We start from the raw sequence: 21,027 nt of genomic DNA, 5'->3' as shown, positions 1-21,027 counted from the left end.
ACCTTTCATATGTGGTTCAGGCGACCGGAGTCATCTCCTCCGCCGCCAGTTCTTTCTGCACCGCCTCGAGCTCGGCCAGCTCACGCGCCTCGGCCGCCCGCCGGGCACCAAGACCACGCAGCCCGGACAACCCGATCAGCAACCCGAGGATGGTGATCCCGGTGACGACCACCAGCGCCGGCTTGTACGCCGACAACATCCCGCTCGGCGCCGTGACGCCGTGCGACTGGCTGCCGATCACCGCGGTGGTGACGGCCAGCACGATCGCGCCGCCGACCTGGCTGGAGGTGTTGAACAGCCCCGACGCGAGCCCCTGCTCGTTGTCGTCGACCCCGTTGGTGGCCTGCATGTTCAGCGCCGGGAAGGTGATCGCGAAGCCGAGACCGATCAGCACGATGGTCGGCAGGATGGTGCCGACGTAGTCCGAGGTCGGCCCGATCCGCAGGAACAGCGCGTAGCCGGCCACGAACAGCGCCATCCCGATCGCGAACATCCGCTCGGTGCCGATCCGGTCGGCCACCTTGCCGGCGTTCGGCGACAGGAAGGCGACCAGCAGGCCGGCCGGCAGGAAGCCGAGCGCGGTCTCGAAGGACGACCAGCCGAGCAGGTTCTGCAGGTAGAGCGTGCCGATGAACTGGAAGGCGACGTACGCGCCGAAGACCGTCATGATGCCGAGGTTCGCGCGCCGCAGGTTGGCCTGGCGGAAGATGCCGAGCCGGACCAGCGGGTGCCTGGTCTTGAGTTCGATCGCGACGAACGACGCCAGCAGGACGGCGGCGAGCACGAACAGCCCGATCGTCCGCAGCGACGCCCAGCCGGCCCCTTCGGCGCCGACGACGGCGAAGACCAGCGACAACATGCCGGCCGTGACCGTGACGGCACCCGGTACGTCGTACCCGCCGGCGGTCTCGTCGCGCGGGCTGTTCGGGATCAGCTTGATCGCGAACAGCAGCACGATCAGCGCGACCGGGCCGGGCATCAGGAAGGTCCAGCGCCAGCCGACCTCGGTCAGCAGGCCGCCGAGGATCAGGCCCATCGAGAAGCCGCTGGCGGCGCAGGTGGTGAAGATGCTCAGGGCGCGGTTGCGATCCGGCCCCTCGTGGAAGGTGGTGGTGATGATCGAGAGCGCGGCCGGCGCGGTGAACGCGGCGGCGATGCCCTTCACGAACCGCGCGGCGATGAGCAGTTCGGGGTTGGTGGCCAGGGAGCTCAGCATCGAGACCACGGCGAAGGCGGCCAGCGCGATCAGGAAGACGCGGCGGCGGCCGAGCAGGTCGGCCGCGCGGCCGCCGAGCAGCAGGAAGCCGCCGTAGCCGAGGACGTATCCGGTGACGACCCACTGCAGCGAGGACAGCGAGACGCCGAGGTCGGCGCCGATGGACGGCAGCGACATGCCGACCATGGAGACGTCCAGGCCGTCGAGGAAGATCACGCCGCAGACCACGAGGAGGGCGCCCCAGAGGCGCGCGTCCCAGGTCAGGCCGGCCGGTGCGGTGGTGGTGTGCGTTGGTGTGTGTGTCACGAGGAGAGAGCTTTGCATGCACTTGCATCTAATGTCTAGGCATTAATTGCGTTTGCATTGAATGCGCATGCATGATAACGTCGCGCTCATGACCGAGACGAAGGTCAGCGCCGACCTCGGTGAAATCGGTGCTGCTGGTGAGATCAGTGCCGATGTCCGCGCCTGGCGCGAGCTGCTGGCTCGTCACGCCGACCTGAGCTGCGCCCTCGATCGCGAGCTGCAGCAGCACGGCCTCGGCATGAGCGAGTACGAGGTCCTCGAGCGCCTCGCCGAGCTCCCCGAGCAGTCCGCGAAGGTCCAGACGATCGCCAAGTCGGTCCACCTGAGTCAGAGCGCGCTCTCCCGCGTGATCGGCCGGCTGGAGACCGCCGGCCTGGTCGAGCGGCACATGTGCACCGAGGACCGGCGCGCGATCAACGTCCGGCTCACCGACGAGGGCCTCAGCAAGCAGACCGAGGCCGCGCCGACCCAGCGCCGCGTGCTCGCCGAGCGCCTGCACGCTCCCCTGCTCAAGACCTGCGAGCCGTAGGCCCTCCATCTACTCCCGTACTGCGCCCTCCAGCATCCCCGCGATGAAGTGGCGCTGCAGGAACGCGTAGACCAGCACCACCGGCATCCCCACGATCACGGCGCCGGCCGCGAGCAACGTGTACCCGGACGTGTACTGCCCGGAGAAGAACGCCAATCCCAACGGCGCCGTCCGCAACGACTCGCTGGTCGCCATCACCAGCGGGATCAGGAACTCGTTCCACGTCCACATGAAGACCAGCACGATCAGCGTCACCAGCGCCGGCCGGGCGGGCGGCACGAGCACCGCCCACAACGTCCGCCAGTGCCCGGCCCCGTCGAGCCGCGCCGCCTCCACCAGCGCCCGGCTGGACGACCGGAAGTAGGCCCGCATCCAAAAGGTGCCAAAGGCAACAGATTGGGCGACCTGCGGCAGCGCGATCGCCCAGAACGTGTCGGTCAGCCCGAGGGTGCGCAGGTCGAAGTACAGCGGGACGATGATCGCCTCGGTCGGCATCATGATCCCGAGCAGGAACAGGTAGAACAGCACCCCGGCGCCGCGGAACCGCATCGTGCCGAACGCGTAGCCGCTCAGGATCGACAGCAGCACGCTGACCACCACGACGGAGACCGAGACCAGCACACTGGTCCGCAGGTAGCCGCCGAAGTGCCCGATCTCCCAGGCCTTGCTGAAGTTTCCGAGGCCGCTCGATCCGCTGCCGCCGTCGTCCGGTCCGAGCGCCGAGACCAGGATCGTCACGATCGGCCCGAGCGCGAACAACCCGAAGACGGTCAGCAGCAGATAGTGGCCGATCCGCTCGGCCAGCGGCGCCCTCACGCCGTACTCCGGTCCGCCAGCCGGTTGACGCCCAGCGTGATGACGAAGATCAGCACCGTCAGGCACACCCCGATCGCCGCCGCCGAGCCGACCTGCCCGAGCTCGAAGGCCCGGTGGTACACCTCGTACGACGGAACGCTGGTCGACGTACCCGGTCCCCCACTCGTCGTCACGTAGACCAGGTCGAAGGTCCGCAACGCCGCGATCACCGTCAACGTCACCGCGACCGCGATCTCACCCCGGACCGCCGGCAGCACCACCGCGAAGAACTCGGCAACAGCACCAGCGCCGTCCAGCCGCGCGGCCTCGTACCGCTCCCGCGGAATCCGCGCCATCCCCGCCAGCAGCAACACGGTCACCAGCCCGGTCTCGAACCACGTCCCGATCACCCCGACCGCTGGCAAGGCGAACGTGTAGTCCCCCAACCACGCCCGAGCCAGCGAGTCGAGCCCGACAGCACGCAGTACGCCGTTCAACGGCCCGTCCGGCGCATAGATCTGTCGCCACGAAACAGCGACGACCACCATCGCGACCACCTGCGGCAGGAACACCACCGTCCGGAAGAACCCCAACCCACGCACCCGCGCCCGCTGCAGTACCGACGCCAGCCCCAGCCCGATCACCACCGGCAGCACCGAGTAGAAGACGATCAGCACCAGCGCATGCCCGAAGGCCGCCCGCAACCCGGCGTCAGCCACGACATCCGCATAGTTGCTCAGGCCAACGAACTTCCCGAGCGTGATGCCGTCCCACTCGAACAGCGACAGGTGCACGGCCCGGCCGAGCGGATAGAGCAGGAAGGCTCCGTAGACGAGCAGCGCCGGCAGGATGTAGAGGTAGCCGATCTTGCGCGGCTCGCCAGGAGGTGAGCTCACTTGCCGGCGAACTTGCTGTAGTCGGCCTCGAGCTTGTCGATGAACTGCTGCGGTGTCGCCTTCTTGGCCAGCAGGTCCTGCAGCGCGGCGCCGAGCGTGTCATACATGGTCGGCGTCGCGTAGTCGAGGTACGGGACCAGGCCCTCCTTGCCGACCGCGGTACCGAAGGCGCCGAAGATGTCGGCCGCAAGCCCGGCCGGCGCCTGCTGCGCGGAGGTGTCGGCGATCGGCAGGTTTCCGGTGCCGGTCAGCACCTTCATCGCGTCGGCGCTGGTGATGAAGTTGAGGTACGCCGCGGCCGCGTCCGGGTTCTTCGCCTTGTTGGTGACGGCGAACGGCAGCCCGGTGCCACCGGTCACCACCGGCTTCTCGTCCGCGGAGGCACCTGGCGGCAGCATGAAGCCGACCTTGTCGCCGAGCGCCTTCTGCAGATCGGCCTGCAACCAGGTGCCGGCGATCAGGAAGACGCCCTTGCCCTTCCCGAAGTCCTGCCAGGCCGGGTCGTAGCCCTGCCCGTTGAAGCCCTGGTTGAAGTAGCCCTTGTCCACCCACGACACCAACGTCTCGGCGGCCTTCGTGTTCTCCGTCGTCTTCCACGAAGCCCCCGGCCGCCCGAAGGCGAGGGTGGTGATCTGCTGGGCCGGGACGTTCTTGTCCTGCACCGTGCCGAAGACGTGGATGGCCGGCCACTTGTCGAGGTTGCCGAACTGCATCGGCAACTCCCCCGCCGCCTTGGCCTTGCCGAGCGCGTTCTCGAAGTCCGCCCAGGTCTTCGGCGGCTCCAGCCCGAGCGCGCTGAGCTTGGTCTTGTTGTAGTAGATGCCGACGACCTCGCCGACCTGCGGCATGCCGTACAGATCGCCCTCGCCGAAGGTCTTGCCGTCCGCGGAGTACCGCGAGTACTGCAGCACCGACGCCGGGTACCGGCTCTTCCAGTTGTAGGCCTCGGCCCACTTGTCCAGCGGCACCAACTGCCCGGCCTTGACGAACTCACCCATGTCCGAGCGCCCGTTGTTCGCCTGGACGATGTCCGGCGCGTCGTTGCCGGACAGCGCCAGCCGCAACGTCGTCTTCAGGTCGTCGAAGGACCGGGAGACCCGCTTGAGCTTGATGTTCGGGTACTTCGCCTGGAACTGCTTGTTCAGCTCGGCCATCTGCGCCGCCTGTCCGCCACGCACCTCCTGGTCCCAGACGGTCAGCGAGACGTCGCCGAGGGCGGCCGCGTCGGTCTTCACCGAGCTCGGCGCGCTCGCGCCGCCACCCGGGGTGTCGGAGCCCGGCGTACAGGCTGCCGTGAGCAACAAAGCTGCGGTGGCTGCTAAAGCGACGACCTTCACGGGAGACTCCTCAGTTCAAGATGTACGTGTACCCATGGGTGCTCAGACCCGCCAATACCCGTTCGCGGTGGTCCTCACCCCGGGTCTCGAGCTGCAGCGCGACCTCGACCTCGTCGAGATTGAGCGTTTCCGAGATGCGTTCGTGCAGTACCTCGATGATGTTGGCGTCCACCTCGGCGAGCCGGGCCAGCAAGGTCGCCAGCCCACCTGGGGTGTCGGGGATGCGGACCCGCAGCGACAGGTACCGGCCTGCTGCCGCCATACCGTGCCGGATCACCCGCATCAGCAGCAGCGGGTCGATGTTGCCACCCGACAGGACCACGACGACCGGCGCCTTGAACCGCTTCGGCTCGTCCAGTACTGCGGCAACAGCCGCCGCGCCGGCCGGTTCGACCACCAACTTGGCCCGTTCGAGGATCAGCAACAGTGCCTTCGACAACGAGTTCTCGTCCACCGCGCGGACCTCGCTGACATGCTGCTGGATCGCCGCGAACGGGACCTGGCCCGGCAACCCGACCGCGATCCCGTCGGCCATCGTCGCCATCCGGCCCAGCTGCACCGGCTCGCCCGCGTCCAGCGAGGCCGGGTACGCCGCTGCGCCCTTCGCCTGGACGCCGACCACCTCGATCGGCATCATGTCGCGCTGCATCGCGAGCGCGATCCCGGCGATCAGGCCGCCACCCCCGACCGGTACGACGACAGTCCGGACCTGCGGGCACTGCTCGACGATCTCCAGCCCGGTGGTCGCCTGCCCGGCGACGATGTCACGGTGGTCGAACGGGTGGATCAGGATCGCGCCGGTCTCCGCCTCGAACGCGCGAGCCGCCGTCAGGCAGTCGTCGATCGAGGTGCCGACGAACCGGATCTCCGCGCCGTACGCGCGGGTCGCCTTCTCCTTCGGGATCGGCGCGCCGTGCGGCATGAACACGGTCGCCTTGATCCCGAGCAGCTGCGCCGCGAGCGCGACTCCTTGCGCGTGGTTGCCGGCGCTGGCCGCGACCACGCCGAGCGCGCGTTCCTTCTTGGTCAGCCGCGCCATCCGGACGTAGGCGCCGCGTAGCTTGAACGACCCGGTCCGCTGCAGGTTCTCGCACTTGAGGAACACGTCGCCGCCGACGAGATCGCTCAACCACCGCGAGTACTCCAGCGGGGTCGGCGCGACCACGTCGTGCAGCAGATCCGCTGCCCGGGCAATCTCAGCCGCAGTGATGCTCACCTTGTCCACACTAAAGGCGGGCGAGCCTCAGGGAGAGTTCATTTCCTGGAGCTTCTGCAGCCGTGCGCCCAGGCCGACCCGAACCGGCCAGTCGAGCTCGTCCTCCCAGGGCGGGACCGGGCCGGTGCCGCGCAGGTGGGCGTAGTACGCGAGGGCATCGGTCAGCGCGCGTTCGCGCAGGTAGAACATCCCCATCCGGGCGGCGCGCTCACCGCCGGGCACCGTGCCGAAGGACGCGTTGGCGATGAAGATTCCGAAGCCCTGGAAGACCGCGAGCAGATCGGTCAGCGACTCCTGGTCGGGCCGGCTGCTGCTGATCCGGCCGGCGCCGATCAGCAGCTCGTGGCCGATCTCGTGCGCGAAGTTCGCGACCAGCACCGTCGGCTCGCCGAGCAGCCGCGCGCTGCAGTGGACGGTGTTCCCACCCTGGCCAGGCACCCACAGCCCGAACCGCAGCCTGATCGCGCCGGCCATCGTGTGCTTGGGCGCGGTCTCGTCCAGATCGAACCGCACCCCCAGCCCGCACTCCGGTACGCCCATCCACGCGCGAACCTGCTCGAACAGCGAGCGCGCCGCAGCCTCCGACCCGTCGTACCCAGCCGGTACGAAGGTCGACGGCAACGCGATCGGACGGGTCAGCACCTCGCGGCCGAACTGTTCGATGAACCAGTCCATCGAGTCCTGGATCCACTGGTCCTGGCCGCCGGGCAGCTCCTCCAGCGGTGCTTTCAGTTGCTCCACCAAGGCCATCTGGCCTTTGAGACGCGCCCTGAGAGCTCTGAACATGCTGGTCGGACGCACCCGGCGGCCGATCGGTTGCAGCTGGTGACCGTTCAGTTACTGGCTTGGGCCGCTTCCTTGAGTTTGTGCAGCCGCGAGATGGTCCGGATCCGCACCGACCAGTCGAGCTGCTGCTGCCAGGCCGGCAACGCCCGCTCGCTGCGCAGCAGCGCGTAGTACGCGAGGGAGTCGGACAGGGCGTGCTCGCGCAGGTAGAAGCGCGCGACCCGGCGACCCTCGTCGCCGTCCGGGATGGAGTGGTGGGCGGCGTTGGCCATGAAGATGCCGAAGCCGGCGTAGACCGCGAAGAGGTCGATCAGGGCTTCCTGGTCGATCCGGTAGGTGGCCAGCCGGCCCGAGCCGAGCAGCACCTCGTGGCCGACCTCGTGTGCGAGGACCGCGACGAGCACCTCGGGTTGTTCGAGCAGGCTCGCGGAGACCCGGATCAGGTTGCGGTCGGCGCTCCGGCGCCAGAGCCCGAACTGACCTTGGACCAGCTCGTGCAGGTGCTGGTCGGTCGGCCCCTGCTCGAGCAGGTCGGCAGGGAGTTGCTCGCTGAGCTCGTTCAGGTCGAACCGCAGGTCGATGGTCTCGGCGTCGACGGCCATCCGGGCACAGACCTGGGCGAACAGCGCCCGGGCGGCGTCGGCGCTGCCGTCGTAGCCGGCCGGGATCAGGTCGGCCGGCTGCAGGATCGGCTGGTTCAGGAGGTCGGGACCGAACTCCTCGAGCAGCCAGCCCATCGAGTCCTCGATCCACTGCCGGTGGCCGGCCGGCATCCGGCGCTTGCGAGGGGTGGTGTCGATGACTTCCAGTGGGCGTTGATTGCGAGTGGCAAGGGCTTTGAAGGCGGCGAACACAGGCACGGGGACCAAGGTATAGACCGGATGGGCCAATGACAGCATCGAAACCAGTGGGCTACCCAACGTTCATCCTCTACGCTGCGGGGAGTGACGGGAGGTGCTGTGAGAGTCACGGCCGTGCTGGTTTGTCCGGACGATGAAACCCTTCTGGTGTTGCCTTCTGGGCTTCCCCGGATGTCGGTCGCGGACGACTTCTGGTTCCCCGATGTCGAGGTCCCGGTGCGCGCGTTGCGAGAGCAACTGGGGATCGAGGCGTGCGTGCTGAGCTGCCTCGACTACCGCCCCGGCGAGGTGTCCTACCTGATGGTCGCCGTCGGCTCGGTTCCTGCCGATGCTCGGTGGGTCTCGTCCTTCGACCATCCCCTGGTCGGACTCGCCCGGGCGCAGCTCGCCCGGCCGGTCGGCTCCCCGGTGACCCCGGCCTGGACCAGACCGGGCTGGTACGCCGAGGCGCTGCCGTGGATCGATGAGCAGCTCGGGACGGCGGGCACCCCGCGGACCGGAGTACCGGAGCAGGTGCGGTCGTGGGGACTGTCGAACGTACTGCGCTGTCCGACCGCCACGGGAGACGTGTACTTCAAGGCGCTCGCGCATTCGAGCACGATCCGGCCGGTCCGCGCCGACGCCTTGCCGCTGCTCTTCGCGCACGAGCCGCTGTTGTTGCAGCGCCTGTCGGAGGCCCGGCCGGGTGAGGTTCCCGTACCGATCGCGATCGACGAGCAGCGCGCCTGGATGCTGCTGCCCGATCTCGGCCGGTTGCTGGCGCAGGAGTCCGACATCTCGGTCTGGACCGAGGCGTTGCGTGGTCATGCCCGGCTGCAGCGTGGCTTCGTGGGGCAGACGGAGCAGCTGTTCTCGCTCAGCTGCGTCGATCGGCGGCTCGCGGTGCTGGACGACGCCATCGACCAGCTGCTCGGGCCCAATCCGGCGACCGATCGGCTGGAGCCGAGCGAGCGGAGGAAGCTGTCGCGCCGGGCAAAACAGTTGCGTGAGGCAATCATCGAGCTGACCGCGATCGGCGTACCTGAGACTTTGCTGCACGGCGATCTGCATCCGCGCAATCTCGCGGTCCGGGACGGTCAGGTGCTGGCCTTCGACTGGACCGACGCGGCGGTGTCGCATCCCTTTCTCGACCTGGTCACCTTCATCGAGAAGCGGTCGCCGTTGTCCACCGATCCGCGGGTGACCGACGCCTACCTCGCCGAGTGGGAGGACTACGCCTCGCCGGCCGACCTGCGCCGGGCACTGGAGCTCGCACAGAAGGTCGGCCTGCTGCACCAGCTGATGACGTCGCTCTACCTGCCCGATCACCTGACCGGGCCGAGCGCCGATGCGATGGTCCGCGGCGCCGTCTGGTGGCTCCGCGGACTCATCTCTACTTGAGGCCCTACTTGAGCAGGAGCTTGCCGAGTCGGCGGGAGGCGACGTACATGCCGGCCGTGCCCATCGCCACCAGGTACACCGCGTTGATCAGCAACGTCCAGCTGACGTGACCGGTGGTGAGGGCGCGCTCCAGCGCGACGCCCTGGTAGAGCGGGGTGATCTCGACCAGCCAGCGGATGTAGCCCGGGTAGGTCTCGATCGGGTAGAAGGTGGCCGAGAACAGGAACATCGGCATCGTCGCCAGCGAGACGAACTCGAAGTCCTGCCAGCTGCGCATGAAGGTGGTCAGCGCCATCCCCGCACCGGCGAACGCGTAGCCGATCAGCACCGCCGCCGGCAGCGCGAGCAGCGCCCACCAGGAGTCGACCAGTCCCAGCACGAGCATCACCAGGATGAACATCGCCGAGTAGCAGGCGCCCCGCAGCAACGCCCAGGTCACCTCGCCGGTCGCCACGTCCCAGGGCCGCAGCGGGGTGGCCAGCATCGAGTCGTAGAGCTTGGCGTACTTCATCCGGAAGAAGATGTTGTACGTCGAGTCGAAGATCGCGCCGTTCATCGCCGAGCTGGCCAGCATCGCGGGCGCGACGAACGCGGCGTACCCGATCGTGCTGCCGTCGGACAGGGTGAAGTCGCCGACCAGCTGGGCGACCCCGATGCCGATCGAGAGCAGGTAGAAGACCGGCTCGAAGAAGCCGGAGACGAAGACGATCCAGGACCGGCGGTAGACCAGGAAGTTGCGCTCGACCAGGGTGCGGCCGTTGCCGGGCCGGATCGGCACCGGGAGCACGCGGGCGGTCAGGGTGGCCATCAGCTGATCAACCTCCGGGTCAGGCCGCGGACCGCGAGCCAGGTGCCGACGGCGAACCACGCCGTCAGATAGGCCAGGTTGCCGACGGCCGGCAGCAGCTCGACGGTGCCGAGGCTGAGGTCACGCGACAGCTCGACGCCGTGCCACAACGGGCTCAGGTAGGCGAGCCACTCGATCCAGTTCGGCAGCTGCGAGACCGGGAAGAAGGCGCCGGAGAAGAGGAACGCCGGGACCACCCCGAACCGGAAGATCATCGCGAAGCCGCTGTCGTTCTCCAGCCGGGTCGCCACCGCGCAGACCGGCGCGGAGGCCGCCATCCCGGTGAGCAGCGCGACCGGCAGCGCCAGCAGACCCCAGGCCGAGCCGAGACCACCGAACGCCGCGATCACCGCCAGGAACACCAGACAGGTGGTGAAGACCCGGAAGGCGATGAAGACCAACTGCCCGTACATCACGTCGGCCGGTCGCAGCGGGGTGGCGATCATCGAGAAGTAGAACTTCTGCCACTTGATCCCGCCCATCACCGGGTACGTCGACTCGCCGACCGCGATCTGCAACGCGGTCGAGGCGAGCAGCCCCGGCGCGATGAACTGCAGGTAGCTGACGCCGCCGAGCGCGCCGGTCCCGTTGTCGTCGACGAACGAACCGAGTCCGATCCCCATCGCGGCCAGGTAGAGCAGCGGCAGCAGGAAGCTGCTGACCAGGCTGCCCTTCCAGGTGCGCTTGTAGACCGTCAGCCAGTAGTCGAACTGGCGGCGGCCGTTCTCCAGGACGACGGTCATCAGTCGACCAGCGTCCGCCCGGTCAGCCGGAGGAACACGTCCTCCAACGTCGACCGCCGAACCAGTACTGCGGCCGGCTGCAACCCACGCTCGTGCACGGCCGCGACCGTGCGCTCCCCGTCATCGGTGTAGAGCAGCAACCGGTCCGGCAGTACTTCGATCCGCTGCGCGAGATCCTCCACCTTGCCGGCCAGCGCGTCGTGGTCCGCGCTCATCACCTCGGGCCCGAACCGCAGCTCGGTCACCTCGCGGGTCGAGTAGTCCCGGATCAGCTCGGCCGGTGACCCCTCGGCCGCGATCGTGCCGGCATCCATCACCACCAGCCGGTCGCACAGCTGCTCGGCCTCGTCCATGTAGTGCGTGGTGATGATCAGGGTGACCCCAGCCTGCTTGAGCCGGAACAGCTTGTCCCAGAGCAGGTGCCGCGCCTGCGGGTCCAGCCCGGTGGTCGGCTCGTCGAGCAGCAGCAGGTCGGGCTTGCTCACCAGCGACCGCGCGATCGTCAGCCGGCGCTTCATGCCACCCGACAGGTCGTCGACCTTGACCTTCGCCTTCTCGGTCAGCGCGACGAACTCGAGCAGCTCGTCGGCCCGCTCCCGGCACTCGGCGCGACTCAGCCCGAAGTACCGGCCGTAGACGGTCAGGTTCTCGTGGACGGACAGCTCCATGTCGAGGGTGTCGTCCTGCGGGCAGACGCCGAGCCGGGCCCTGATCGCCGGTCCGTCGGTGGCCGGGTCGTGGCCGAGGATCCGCAGCTCGCCGCCGCTGACCGGCGAGACCGCGCCGATCATCCGCATCGTCGACGACTTGCCGGCGCCGTTGGGCCCGAGGAACCCGAACGCCTCCCCCTTCCAGACATCCAGGTCGATCCCCGCGACGGCCTCGAAGTCCCCGTAGGACTTCCGCAACCCTCGCGCCCGCACCAGCGACTCCCGCGTTTCCTCCACCCTCCGACCCTAGACCGCTCCACCGACAAACCTCTTGTCGTTTTGGGACCGGCGGATCAGCCGCGACCGGCGTACGGCATCCCCGCGGCCATCACGGTCAGATGCGGCACAGCAACGTCCGTCGGCAACTGCGCGATCCGCACCACGAAGTCGGCCACCACCTTCGGGTCGAAGGTCGGCTCGACCGCGGTCGACCCGTCCGGCTGCAGCACCCCGGCGCCCATCTTGGCCGTCATCGAGGTGGCGGCGTTGCCGATGTCGATCTGCCCGCAAGTGATCCCGTGCGCCCGCCCCTCGAGCTCCAGTGCCTTGGTCAACCCACTCACCGCATGCTTCGACGCCGTGTAGGCAACAGACTGCGGCCGCGGCACCTGCGCCGAGATCGACCCGTTGTTGATGATCCGCCCACCCGACGGCTCCTGCCGCAACATCAACGCGAAGGCAGCCTGCGCGCACAGGAACGACCCAGTCAGATTGGTATCGACAACCCGCCGCCAATCCTCCTCACTGACTTCCTGTACTGCGGCCGCCGGCGCCCCGGTCCCCGCGTTGTTCACCAGCAGATCGATCCGCTCCAGCGACCCGAAGAACGCAGCGACAGCCGCACCATCCACCACATCCAGTACTGCGGTACGCACCTCCCCCACGCCCGCACCACCGACAGCAGCCACCCCGGCCGCGGCCTCGGCCGTCTCGCGGAGCTTCGCCTCGGTCCGCCCGGTCACCGTGACCTGGAACCCGGCTGCCGCGAGCGCCAGAGCCATCTCCCGCCCGAGCCCGGAACCGCCACCGGTCACCACTGCCACTCGCTGCATGCTGCTCCTCCACGCCTTGTCGCCTTCTCGCCCGATGCCCGCCATTCTCACCGGTGAGCGCTGCGTGACCGCGCGATGACGGCAGGTTAATCACTTGCCGTGACCAAGCAGCAGGCGGAAACTCATTTGCGTGCATCACGCAACTATGTATATGCTTGCACCATGCATGTAAATGAGGGATGGGTGCCGCAGACGCCGGTGGAGGGCGTTCTGCACGCTTTCACCCGGATCGGCCGCCGGCTGAAGTCGAAGCAGCCCGGCGACACGATCGACCACAGCGCCCACCTGGTGCTGTTCGTGCTGCGGTGCAACGGGGCACTGCGGCTGTCCGACCTGGCGGCCAAGATGGAGATCGACGCCTCCACCGCCAGCCGGCACGTCCGGTCGCTCGAGCAGGCGGGCCTGGTCCGCCGCTCCCCCGACCCCGACGACGGCCGGGCCTTCCGGGTCGAGTTGACCGAGCAAGGCATCGGCGAGTGGGAAGCCTCCGCCAAGCGCCGGATGGGGCTGTTGTCCCAGGCGATGGACGGCTGGTCCCACACCGACATCGAGACCTTCGAGAAGTTGATGACCCGGTTCGCCGAAGGCGTCATCAACCTCGTCGACGAGCGTGACGGCGGAAAGGCCTGGGCCGACAAGGGCTGGGCCCTGGCCGCCGAGGCCGCTCGCCCCCAAGACACAGAGAACGTGGAGAACAACGCATGAGCACCACAGAGCCCGCCGTCGCCGACGGCGGCGGCGCCACCGCGCCTGGTTACCTGTCCCACAAGCAGATCCTGGTGATCCTGGGCGGCCTGATGGCCGGCATGTTCCTGGCCGCACTCGACCAGAGCATCGTCGGTACGGCGCTGCCGCAGATCGTCAGCGAGTTCAACAGCCTGGACAAGCTGTCCTGGGTGGTCACCGCCTACCTGCTGACCTCGACCGCCTCCACTCCGTTGTGGGGCAAGATCTCCGACCTGTACGGCCGCCGCCCGCTGTTCATCGCGGCGATCGTCACCTTCCTGGCCGGTTCGGTCCTGTCGGCCCTGGCGCAGAACATCGAGATGCTGATCGGCTTCCGCGCCGTCCAGGGTCTGGGCGCCGGCGGTCTGATGTCGCTGGCCTTCGCCACCATCGGCGACGTCATCCCGCCGCGTGAGCGCGGTAAGTACATGGGGTACTTCGGCGCCGTCTTCGGTCTGTCCTCGGTGGCCGGCCCGCTGCTCGGCGGCGTGCTCACCGACGGTCCCGGCTGGCGCTGGATCTTCTGGATCAACCTGCCGATCGGCCTGGTCGCCCTCGGCGTGGTCGCCGCCGTCCTGAAGCTCCCGCACGTGAAGCGCAGCCACAAGATCGACTACCTGGGTGCCGCCATCGTCACCGGTGCTGTCACCGCGCTGCTGCTGGCGGTCTCCTGGTCCGGCCCGACCAACGGCTGGGGCAACGGCACCACCCTCGCGCTGCTGATCGGCGCGGTCGTCCTCGCCGTCGCCTTCGTCCTGGTCGAGCTCCGGGTCGCCGAGCCGATCATCCCGATGGACCTGTTCAAGGGCCGGATCTTCTCCGGCTACGCGGGCTTCGCGTTCCTGCTCGGCTTCGCGATGTTCGGCGCGCTGATCTTCCTGCCGCTCTACCTGCAGGCGGTCAAGGACATGTCCCCGACCCGGTCGGGCCTGGCCCTGCTGCCGATGATCATGGGCATCTTCAGCGCCTCGATCCCGAGCGGCCAGCTGATGAGCAAGACCGGCCGGTACAAGATCTACCCGATCATCTCCGCGGTCCTGGTCGGCATCGCGATGGTGATGCTGTCCACGATCAGCATGACCACGCCGTACTGGCAGCTGGCGATCTACATGTTCGTGATGGGCTCCGGCCTGGGCCTGTCGATGCAGATCACCGTCACCGCCGCCCAGAACAGCGTGCCCCGGCAGCACATGGGCACCGCGACCTCGACGATGACCTTCTTCCGCTCGATGGGCGGCGCGATCGGCACGGCCGTCTACGGAGCGGTGCTGACCAGCCGGCTGGAGGTGCACCTGAAGGACATCGTCCCGAGCGCGACGCAGGGCGTGATCGACGGCCTGGTCAAGGCCGCCAACAGCGTGCCCGTCCTGCACAGCCTGCAGCAGCCGATGAAGGGCTGGGCCCTGAACGGCCTGGTCAACGCGATGGACGACGTCTTCCTGGTCTCGCTGCCCTTCCTGGCGATCGCCCTGGTGCTCGCCATCATCACCCCGGAGCAGCGCCTAGCCGGCCGCAACGACGGCGACAAGAAGCCCGAGGACGAAAACCTCGAAGCCTCGGCCGCCGCCGCGATGCACTGATCTACCCGTAGCAAGACAGCCGCCCCCGGGGACTCCCCGGGGGCGGCTGTTTTCATGCTGTGGGCTGGTCCTGCTTTGCTGACGGTGGACGTCTGCGGGGAATCGGACGCGGTGGTTCCGGGTCGACGTCGTTGCCGGCCAGGTGGTTGACGATGGTGTTGAGGACGGCGGCGGTCGGGACCGCCAGCAGTGCGCCGACGATGCCTGCGACCACAACACCGGCGGCGATCGCGAGGATGACCGCGAGCGGGTGAACGCTGACGGCGCGGCCCAGCAGGAACGGCTGAAGGACGTGTGCCTCCAGCTGCTGCACGCCGATGACGACCGCCAGCATGATGATCGCGACGATCGGGCCCTTGGCGACCAGTGCGACCAGTACTGCGACGCAGCCGCTCACCAGCGCGCCGACCACCGGCACGAAGGCGCCGACGAAGACCAGGATGCCGATCGCGCTGACCAGTGGCAGGCCGAGGATCGCGGCGCCGAGCGAGATGCCGATCGCGTCGACCGCGGCCACGATGATGGTCGCCCGGACGAACGCGGTCAGCGAGACCCACGCCTTGCGACCGGACGAGTCCGCCTTCTCGCGCGCGTGCCGCGGGAACAGCCGGACCACCCAGGCCCAGATCTGCGGGCCCTGGTACAGGAAGAAGAACAGGCAGAACAGCGCGATGAACAACCCGGCCACCGCGTGCGTCGCCGTGGTTCCGACCTCGGCGGCCCGCTGGCCGAGCCCACCGCCGTTCATCACGCTCTCGCGAAGCTTGTCGAGCGAGTCGGTGATGTCCTTCTCGGTCAGCCCGAAGTTGATCCGGAGCAGGTCGCGCAACTGCTGCACGCCCTCGCCGACCTGCGCCGACAGCTTGTCGAACTGACTCGCGATCTGCGTACCGACCAGCGTCAGCAGCCCGGCGATCACCGCGATCGTGCCGATCACCGTGATGCCGGCCGCGGGACCGCGCGGCAGCTTGATCTTCTGCAGCGCGTTGGTGACCGGGACCAGCAGCGCGGTCAGCAGGATCCCGACGGTCACCGGGACGACGACCTCGGACAGGTACCGCATGCCGTAGGCGATCACCAGCACGGCCGCGACGATCACCAGGAACCGCCAGGCCCACGCACTCGCGATCTGCATGCCTGGCGTCACGCCGAGGTCAACAGTCCCCTTGCTGGACGCCGCCAACAGGTGCTGGTCATCGGACGGTACGACGGTGTCGCTCACACCCTCGGCAGCGGAGTTGTCCGCGACCGGACTCTCTTCATCTCGCCCAACCTCGGGCACATCAGCCGAGTCGTCCGGCTTGCTCATGACACCTCCGGGGTCTCAAAGTCCTTCTTGAGACTAGTGCCCGGGTTTGGCGGTTCCATGAATATGGGCGGCCAGTCCTGCGGCGGCCTTTGGATCAAGCTCGGCAAGTAGTCCGACGCCCGCCAAGACATAGTCGGAATCGACACATGTCCGAGCCGCAGTCGGTACCAGCCAGCCCTCTTCCTGGGCACCGGCAGAGATCCCGCCAAGGATCCGCGCCGCGACCTCCGGACCGTTGTGCCGCAGCACTCCCCCGGACCCGACCAGCAGATCGACCTCGCGCAGATCCTTCCCGGACCGCTCGATCACCCGCCCACCCGGACCGAAGACCACGCGCTGCCGCCCCGCATGCCGCCGGAGCGCCACCGTCGCGGCGACCCGCGCCAACGTCTCGTCGTACGACGCCTCTTGGGTGTCGCTGGGAAGAAACGCGGGGTCCTCATGCCGGCGCGCGGCTGCAGCTTCGAGCGGAGTACCGGCGTCCAGCAATCCGGCCTCGACACCAGCACTCACAACCGGTACTGCGCTCCAGCGCATCCCGAGATCACCCTCGACGGTCCTCGTCACCGGATGAGTCGCCACCACCTCGCGGCCCAAGTTCGCGTCCTCCGGGTCTAGCTCGATCACCGAGTGCACGTCGGTCGTCGCGCCGCCGATGTCGACCACCGCGACGTCTCCGTGCAACGTGGCGAGCACCTCGACCCCACGCAGTACGACGTCCGGCGTCGCCGCCCTGACCATCGCCGCAAACCCGGGATCACGCGACAGGTTCTTCCCGCCGATCACATGCGCCAGGAACATCTCCCGGATCGCGGCCCGCGCACCATCCGGCGCGAACACCCCGATCTCCGGCACCACGTTCGCGGCGACCACATGCGGAACACTTGCCGCCGACAACAATCCGCGGATCTCGGCCTGCGCCTCGACGTTGCCCGCGACAACCACCGGCCGGCGCCACTTGTACTTCGCCAGCACCGCGGCCGCGTTGGTGATCACCGCCGAGTTGCCGCCGTCGGTGCCGCCGAGCAGCAGCACCACATCCGGGCGCTCGGCCCGCAACGCCTTCAAGGACGTTGCCGTCAGCCCACCGTTGACCACGGCAACCACGCGGCCGCCGCTGGACAGCGCGACCCGCCGGCCCGCTTCCGCGGTGACCAGCTCTTCGTTGCCGACGACACCGATCCTGAGGCCGCCACCTGCACTCGAGCAGGCGAGCACCTCGGCCCGGGCGACGCCGGCGTCCGCCGACAGCAACGCAGTACGGCAGGCATGCCAGCCGTCCATCACGTCACTGTCGACGGTGGTGCGGTGTTCGGCCCGGGCGACCAGGTCACCCGAGCCGGCGTCCACCGCGATCGCCTTAGTGAAGGTCGACCCGAAGTCGACCGCCACCCACAGGCTCACGCCATCGAACGGTCGAGGTCCTGCAGCAGGTCGTCGATGGTCTCGATCCCGACGCTGAGCCGGATCAGGTCGGCCGGCACCTCCAGCGGGGTCCCGGCGACCGACGCGTGGGTCATCTTGCCCGGGTGCTCGATCAGCGACTCGACACCGCCGAGCGACTCGCCCAGGGTGAAGACCTCGGCCTTGTTGCAGATGTCGAGCGCCTGCTCCAGACCGCCGGTGACCCGGAACGACACGATGCCGCCGTACCGCTTCATCTGCTTGGCGGCCGTCTCGTGACCGGGGTGGCCCTCGACGCCCGGGTACAGCACCGAGCTGACGCTCTTGTGCCGCTGCAGGAACTCGACGACCTTCTCCGCGTTGTCGCTGTGCCGGTCCATCCGGACGCCCAGCGTCTTGATGCCGCGCAGGACCAGGAAGGAGTCGAACGGGCTGGCGATGGCGCCGATCGCGTTCTGGTGGAAGGCGATCTTCTCGGCCAGCTCCGCGTCGCGGACGACCAGCGCGCCGCCGATCACGTCGGAGTGCCCGCCCATGTACTTCGTGGTCGAGTGCACGACCACGTCGGCACCGAGCTCCAGCGGCTGCTGCAGGTACGGCGAGGCGAAGGTGTTGTCGACCACCAGCAGCGCGCCGGCGTCGTGCGCGAGCTGCGCGACGATCGCGATGTCGGCGACGTTCAGCAGCGGGTTGGTCGGCGTCTCCAGCCAGACCACCTTGGTCTTGCCCGGCCGGATCGCGGCCCGGATCGCCTCCGGGCTGGTGACCGCGGCCGGGGTCATCTCGACGCCCCAGTTCCCGAGCACCTTGGCGAACAGCCGGAAGGTGCCGCCGTACGCGTCGTCGGGGAAGACCACGTGGTCGCCCGGCACGCACAGCGAGCGGATCAGGGTGTCCTCGGCGGCCAGCCCGCTGGCGAACGCGAAGCCGCGGGTGCCGGCCTCGATCGCCGCGAAACACTCCTCCAGCGCGGTCCGGGTCGGGTTGGCCGACCGGGAGTACTCGTAGCCGTTGCGCAGCCCGCCGACACCGTCCTGCTTATAGGTGCTGGTCGCGTAGATCGGCGGTACCACCGCGCCGGTGGTCGGGTCGGGCTCGTTCCCGGCGTGGATGGCGAGCGTCTCGAAGCCGTAGTGGTGTTCAGAGTTCACCGAGCAAGCGTAGGCCCTGCGCCGGGAAGTCCCCAATACAGTCTCACCGGCGGTACGGCAAGCCCTATCCCACGCCTGCGGCAACCAATAGTTGTCCACAGGCGGCCGATCGGAACCGGCGGGAGGGACCGCCCGTCCACTAATCTTTGCAGCCCGGAGTTCGAGTGTTTGCGGAGGCGGCGCGGATGAAGACGCAGGACAGGTCGCTGGACGAGGACGCGCTGGCGATGGCCGACCTGGCCGAGATCGGCGACTGGACGGTGATCGCCGGACCGGACGACGACGACGCCGGCGAGGCGGTCGTCCGCGCGCTGGTGCACCGGGTGATGGCGGCAACCAACTGGAAGCCGTGGCCACTCGAGACCGGCGAGGTGATCGGCGGCGAGATGGCGTCCTGGGGGTTCACCACCCCGCGCGGCAGCACGATGATCGTGTTCAACGGGCTGGCCTTCGCGGACTGCCCGAACAGCGGCTGGTCGGCGTACGAGATCGGGCCGGACGACCTCCAGGCCGCCGAGGCGGGGCTGGACGCGCATTGGCCGGAGCACCTGGCGTTGGCGACGCAGTACTGGGGACAGCCGGACTATGTCGGTGACGACAGCAACCCAGCCTTCGATGACGAATGGGAAGAGGGCGCCGGCGCCGGGAGGCGGCACCTGGCGGTGTGGCTGCGGCCTGGCGCGCAGTACCAGCTGTACAGCAACCGGCCGACCAAAGACCCGCTGACGACCGCGGTCGGGGTCAACTACTCGGTCTACATCGACTAATGAGCGAGCCCTCAGGCAACCGGGTCACCCGTCCGTTCCGGGAGATGGCGGCTCGCGTCTCGCGCTGGCGCAACACGCGCCGCGGCACGGCGACGCTCAAGGGCATGTACGCACAGGCCGCGCGGGACGCCAAGCGAATGGACCCGGCGGTCCGTGAGCGGATCGGCCGGGCCAACCTGACCAAGGCCGATTTGCAGTCACTCGCCGAGGCGCACATCACCGGCGCCTACGACCCGCGGCAACGCGGCTACTCACGCGAGCTCAGCGGGCGCGCGACCGCGCAGGCGATGGCGGCCGACCAGTCGGTCGTCCGCAACCGCAACCCGATCCGCCAGGTTGCGAACCGGGTCTCGCGGTGGCGGAGTACTCGTCAGGGCACGGCGACGCTGAAGGCCGCGTATTCGCAGGCGGCCAAGGACGTCAAACGGATGGACCCGGCGATCCGCGAGAGCATCGGGAGGTCGCGGATCACCAAGGCCGATCTGCAGAATCTCTCGCAGGCGGCTATGCAGGAGACTTTCCGTCCGGAGGGGCGGCAGACGCCGTACCAGGCGCAGGCGCGCTTCCAGCAGCAGTTGCAGTCCGCGCCGCGGGCCCAGGCTCAGGCGCAGTTGAGTCAGCAGTCCCCGGGGCGGGCCGAGGCTGTTTCGCCTGGCCAGGGCGAGCAACGGCAGCGAGCTACAACAGGCGGGCTCGATCCGGCGGTGCACAACGTCCGGCAGGTGCCGGTGCAAGCCGCACCGCCGCGCCCGCAGATGTCTCCTGCCGAAGCAGCCCAAGCCCAGCAAGCCCGCGAAAGCGCTCAACCCTCAGGCGCTCAACCTCAACCGGCTCAGCAGACCCCGGGGCAGACGTCGCGGACTCCGCAGCAGCCGCCGCAGGTGCCGCGGACTCCGGGGCAGGTCTCACAGGCTCCGGGGCAGGTGCAGCAAGTTCCGGGGCAGGTGCAGCAAGCGCCGGGCCGACACCGGGAGCAGTCGCAGGGACGCAGCGGCGGCCGGCACCGTCAACAGGGCCGCGCCGAGCAGCTTGCTGCCAGCTACCAAGCTCTCCGCCAAGGCCCCGGCAAGCACCGCGCCGGCGCCAACCACCAGGCCGGCCAAAACCAATCCCCCGCCCAGCAAGGACTCAACCTGCGCCAGCGCCTGCAAGCGGTGAAGCAGTTCCACCAAACGCTGTCCAACCAAAGCCCCGCCCAGCAAGCCGCCACCGTCGCCCAGCTCAACAACTCAGCAGTGACCGCCAGCAAAGCTCCCCGCACCAACGGCGACGCAGCCAAGGCCTTCGCCGGCATCGCAGGAGCCAACGGCGCGGTAGCCAACGGCAAACCCACCAGCCACCGGGCAGACGCGAAACCCAAGTCCCACACCAGCCACCGCCAAACAGACACCAAAGAACGCTAGTTCCGCCGGTACTG

At 68.6% G+C, this 21,027-nt stretch carries 20 protein-coding genes; 6 read left to right on the top strand and 14 right to left on the bottom strand.

All coding sequences use genetic code 11. The features are described from left to right. Positions 1-16: 16 nt before the first annotated feature. Positions 17-1,522 carry an MFS transporter gene (locus AB0P21_RS21800; protein WP_363698948.1) on the bottom strand — a complete coding sequence of 502 codons (1,506 nt, stop codon included), beginning with the start codon at positions 1,520-1,522 and terminating at the stop codon, positions 17-19. An 88-nt stretch (positions 1,523-1,610) separates the two neighbouring features. On the opposite strand from AB0P21_RS21800, the gene AB0P21_RS21795 reads away from it, so the two are divergent. Next, positions 1,611-2,051, top strand: coding sequence for a MarR family transcriptional regulator (locus tag AB0P21_RS21795; protein WP_363698947.1), 441 nt, complete (start codon positions 1,611-1,613; stop codon positions 2,049-2,051). A 9-nt stretch (positions 2,052-2,060) separates the two neighbouring features. On the opposite strand, the gene AB0P21_RS21790 is transcribed toward AB0P21_RS21795, so the two are convergent. From AB0P21_RS21790 to AB0P21_RS21765, 6 genes are all read right to left on the bottom strand, one after another. Next, the gene (locus tag AB0P21_RS21790; protein ID WP_363698946.1) at positions 2,061-2,867 is read right to left on the bottom strand and encodes a carbohydrate ABC transporter permease; all 807 of its coding nucleotides are present in this window, start codon (positions 2,865-2,867) and stop codon (positions 2,061-2,063) included. Continuing rightward, a complete protein-coding gene (locus AB0P21_RS21785) occupies positions 2,864-3,742 on the bottom strand; it encodes a sugar ABC transporter permease (RefSeq protein ID WP_363698945.1) in 879 nt (292 codons plus the stop codon). Before AB0P21_RS21785 ends, AB0P21_RS21790 begins: the two co-directional genes overlap by 4 nt. Continuing rightward, positions 3,739-5,079 carry an extracellular solute-binding protein gene (locus tag AB0P21_RS21780; RefSeq protein WP_363698944.1) on the bottom strand — a complete coding sequence of 447 codons (1,341 nt, stop codon included), beginning with the start codon at positions 5,077-5,079 and terminating at the stop codon, positions 3,739-3,741. The genes AB0P21_RS21785 and AB0P21_RS21780 overlap by 4 nt, the downstream gene beginning before the upstream one ends. A gap of 10 nt (positions 5,080-5,089) precedes the next feature. After that, positions 5,090-6,295 carry a threonine ammonia-lyase gene (ilvA, locus tag AB0P21_RS21775; protein WP_363698943.1) on the bottom strand — a complete coding sequence of 402 codons (1,206 nt, stop codon included), beginning with the start codon at positions 6,293-6,295 and terminating at the stop codon, positions 5,090-5,092. 27 nt (positions 6,296-6,322) lie between these two features. Continuing rightward, complete coding sequence (locus AB0P21_RS21770) at positions 6,323-7,036, bottom strand: hypothetical protein (protein WP_363698942.1); 714 nt, start codon at positions 7,034-7,036, stop codon at positions 6,323-6,325. Between the two features lie 92 nt (positions 7,037-7,128). Then, a complete protein-coding gene (locus AB0P21_RS21765; protein WP_363698941.1) occupies positions 7,129-7,941 on the bottom strand; it encodes a hypothetical protein in 813 nt (270 codons plus the stop codon). Positions 7,942-8,112: 171 nt separating this feature from the next. Here AB0P21_RS21765 and AB0P21_RS21760 point away from each other — a divergent pair, with 171 nt between their 5' ends. After that, positions 8,113-9,321 (top strand): aminoglycoside phosphotransferase family protein, encoded by a 1,209-nt coding sequence (locus AB0P21_RS21760; RefSeq protein WP_363698940.1) that lies wholly within the window; start codon positions 8,113-8,115, stop codon positions 9,319-9,321. Between the two features lie 4 nt (positions 9,322-9,325). Here the strand turns inward: AB0P21_RS21760 and AB0P21_RS21755 are convergent, their stop codons facing one another. Genes AB0P21_RS21755 through AB0P21_RS21740 form a run of 4 tightly spaced genes read right to left on the bottom strand, consistent with a single transcriptional unit; the run spans position 9,326 to position 12,673 of the window. After that, positions 9,326-10,129: an ABC transporter permease gene (locus AB0P21_RS21755; protein ID WP_363698939.1), complete on the bottom strand. Its 804-nt coding sequence runs from the start codon at positions 10,127-10,129 to the stop codon at positions 9,326-9,328. Continuing rightward, the gene (locus AB0P21_RS21750; protein ID WP_363698938.1) at positions 10,129-10,911 is read right to left on the bottom strand and encodes an ABC transporter permease; all 783 of its coding nucleotides are present in this window, start codon (positions 10,909-10,911) and stop codon (positions 10,129-10,131) included. The genes AB0P21_RS21755 and AB0P21_RS21750 overlap by 1 nt, the downstream gene beginning before the upstream one ends. Then, positions 10,911-11,858: an ABC transporter ATP-binding protein gene (locus AB0P21_RS21745; protein ID WP_363698937.1), complete on the bottom strand. Its 948-nt coding sequence runs from the start codon at positions 11,856-11,858 to the stop codon at positions 10,911-10,913. Before AB0P21_RS21745 ends, AB0P21_RS21750 begins: the two co-directional genes overlap by 1 nt. Before the next feature lie 56 nt (positions 11,859-11,914). Next, positions 11,915-12,673, bottom strand: a complete 759-nt coding sequence (locus AB0P21_RS21740) for an SDR family oxidoreductase (RefSeq protein WP_363698936.1) — start codon at positions 12,671-12,673, stop codon at positions 11,915-11,917. A gap of 162 nt (positions 12,674-12,835) precedes the next feature. On the opposite strand from AB0P21_RS21740, the gene AB0P21_RS21735 reads away from it, so the two are divergent. Continuing rightward, positions 12,836-13,378, top strand: coding sequence for a MarR family transcriptional regulator (locus tag AB0P21_RS21735; RefSeq protein WP_363698935.1), 543 nt, complete (start codon positions 12,836-12,838; stop codon positions 13,376-13,378). Then, positions 13,375-14,979 (top strand): MDR family MFS transporter, encoded by a 1,605-nt coding sequence (locus AB0P21_RS21730; RefSeq protein ID WP_363698934.1) that lies wholly within the window; start codon positions 13,375-13,377, stop codon positions 14,977-14,979. The genes AB0P21_RS21735 and AB0P21_RS21730 overlap by 4 nt, the downstream gene beginning before the upstream one ends. 52 nt (positions 14,980-15,031) lie before the next feature. On the opposite strand, the gene AB0P21_RS21725 is transcribed toward AB0P21_RS21730, so the two are convergent. Genes AB0P21_RS21725 through AB0P21_RS21715 form a run of 3 tightly spaced genes read right to left on the bottom strand, consistent with a single transcriptional unit; the run spans position 15,032 to position 18,843 of the window. After that, on the bottom strand, positions 15,032-16,288 hold the full coding sequence (locus tag AB0P21_RS21725) for an AI-2E family transporter (RefSeq protein WP_363698933.1): 1,257 nt from the start codon (positions 16,286-16,288) through the stop codon (positions 15,032-15,034). 33 nt (positions 16,289-16,321) lie between these two features. Further along, positions 16,322-17,692: a glutamate mutase L gene (locus AB0P21_RS21720; RefSeq protein WP_363698932.1), complete on the bottom strand. Its 1,371-nt coding sequence runs from the start codon at positions 17,690-17,692 to the stop codon at positions 16,322-16,324. Then, positions 17,689-18,843 carry a cystathionine gamma-synthase gene (locus tag AB0P21_RS21715; RefSeq protein ID WP_363698931.1) on the bottom strand — a complete coding sequence of 385 codons (1,155 nt, stop codon included), beginning with the start codon at positions 18,841-18,843 and terminating at the stop codon, positions 17,689-17,691. Before AB0P21_RS21715 ends, AB0P21_RS21720 begins: the two co-directional genes overlap by 4 nt. Positions 18,844-19,028: 185 nt before the next feature. Here AB0P21_RS21715 and AB0P21_RS21710 point away from each other — a divergent pair, with 185 nt between their 5' ends. Further along, entirely contained in the window at positions 19,029-19,610 is a 582-nt protein-coding gene (locus AB0P21_RS21710; protein ID WP_363698930.1) for a hypothetical protein, read from the top strand. Continuing rightward, a complete protein-coding gene (locus AB0P21_RS21705; RefSeq protein WP_363698929.1) occupies positions 19,610-21,013 on the top strand; it encodes a hypothetical protein in 1,404 nt (467 codons plus the stop codon). Before AB0P21_RS21710 ends, AB0P21_RS21705 begins: the two co-directional genes overlap by 1 nt. Positions 21,014-21,027: the final 14 nt, after the last annotated feature.

The organism is Kribbella sp. NPDC056861 (assembly GCF_040687575.1).
Classification (GTDB): domain Bacteria; phylum Actinomycetota; class Actinomycetes; order Propionibacteriales; family Kribbellaceae; genus Kribbella.
Note: the sequence above shows the minus strand (reverse complement) of the source record. Positions and strands in the feature narration are given on the sequence as shown.

What these genes read in the sequence shown, in the direction of transcription:
- AB0P21_RS21760 (WP_363698940.1), top strand. Translation starts at nt 8,113, where the DNA reads ATGTCGGTCGCGGACGACTTCTGGTTCCCCGATGTCGAGGTCCCGGTG.
- AB0P21_RS21725 (WP_363698933.1), bottom strand. Translation starts at nt 16,288, where the DNA reads ATGAGCAAGCCGGACGACTCGGCTGATGTGCCCGAGGTTGGGCGAGAT.
- AB0P21_RS21755 (WP_363698939.1), bottom strand. Translation starts at nt 10,129, where the DNA reads ATGGCCACCCTGACCGCCCGCGTGCTCCCGGTGCCGATCCGGCCCGGC.
- AB0P21_RS21735 (WP_363698935.1), top strand. Translation starts at nt 12,836, where the DNA reads ATGCATGTAAATGAGGGATGGGTGCCGCAGACGCCGGTGGAGGGCGTT.
- AB0P21_RS21740 (WP_363698936.1), bottom strand. Translation starts at nt 12,673, where the DNA reads ATGCAGCGAGTGGCAGTGGTGACCGGTGGCGGTTCCGGGCTCGGGCGG.
- AB0P21_RS21710 (WP_363698930.1), top strand. Translation starts at nt 19,029, where the DNA reads ATGAAGACGCAGGACAGGTCGCTGGACGAGGACGCGCTGGCGATGGCC.
- AB0P21_RS21750 (WP_363698938.1), bottom strand. Translation starts at nt 10,911, where the DNA reads ATGACCGTCGTCCTGGAGAACGGCCGCCGCCAGTTCGACTACTGGCTG.
- AB0P21_RS21795 (WP_363698947.1), top strand. Translation starts at nt 1,611, where the DNA reads ATGACCGAGACGAAGGTCAGCGCCGACCTCGGTGAAATCGGTGCTGCT.
- AB0P21_RS21705 (WP_363698929.1), top strand. Translation starts at nt 19,610, where the DNA reads ATGAGCGAGCCCTCAGGCAACCGGGTCACCCGTCCGTTCCGGGAGATG.
- AB0P21_RS21730 (WP_363698934.1), top strand. Translation starts at nt 13,375, where the DNA reads ATGAGCACCACAGAGCCCGCCGTCGCCGACGGCGGCGGCGCCACCGCG.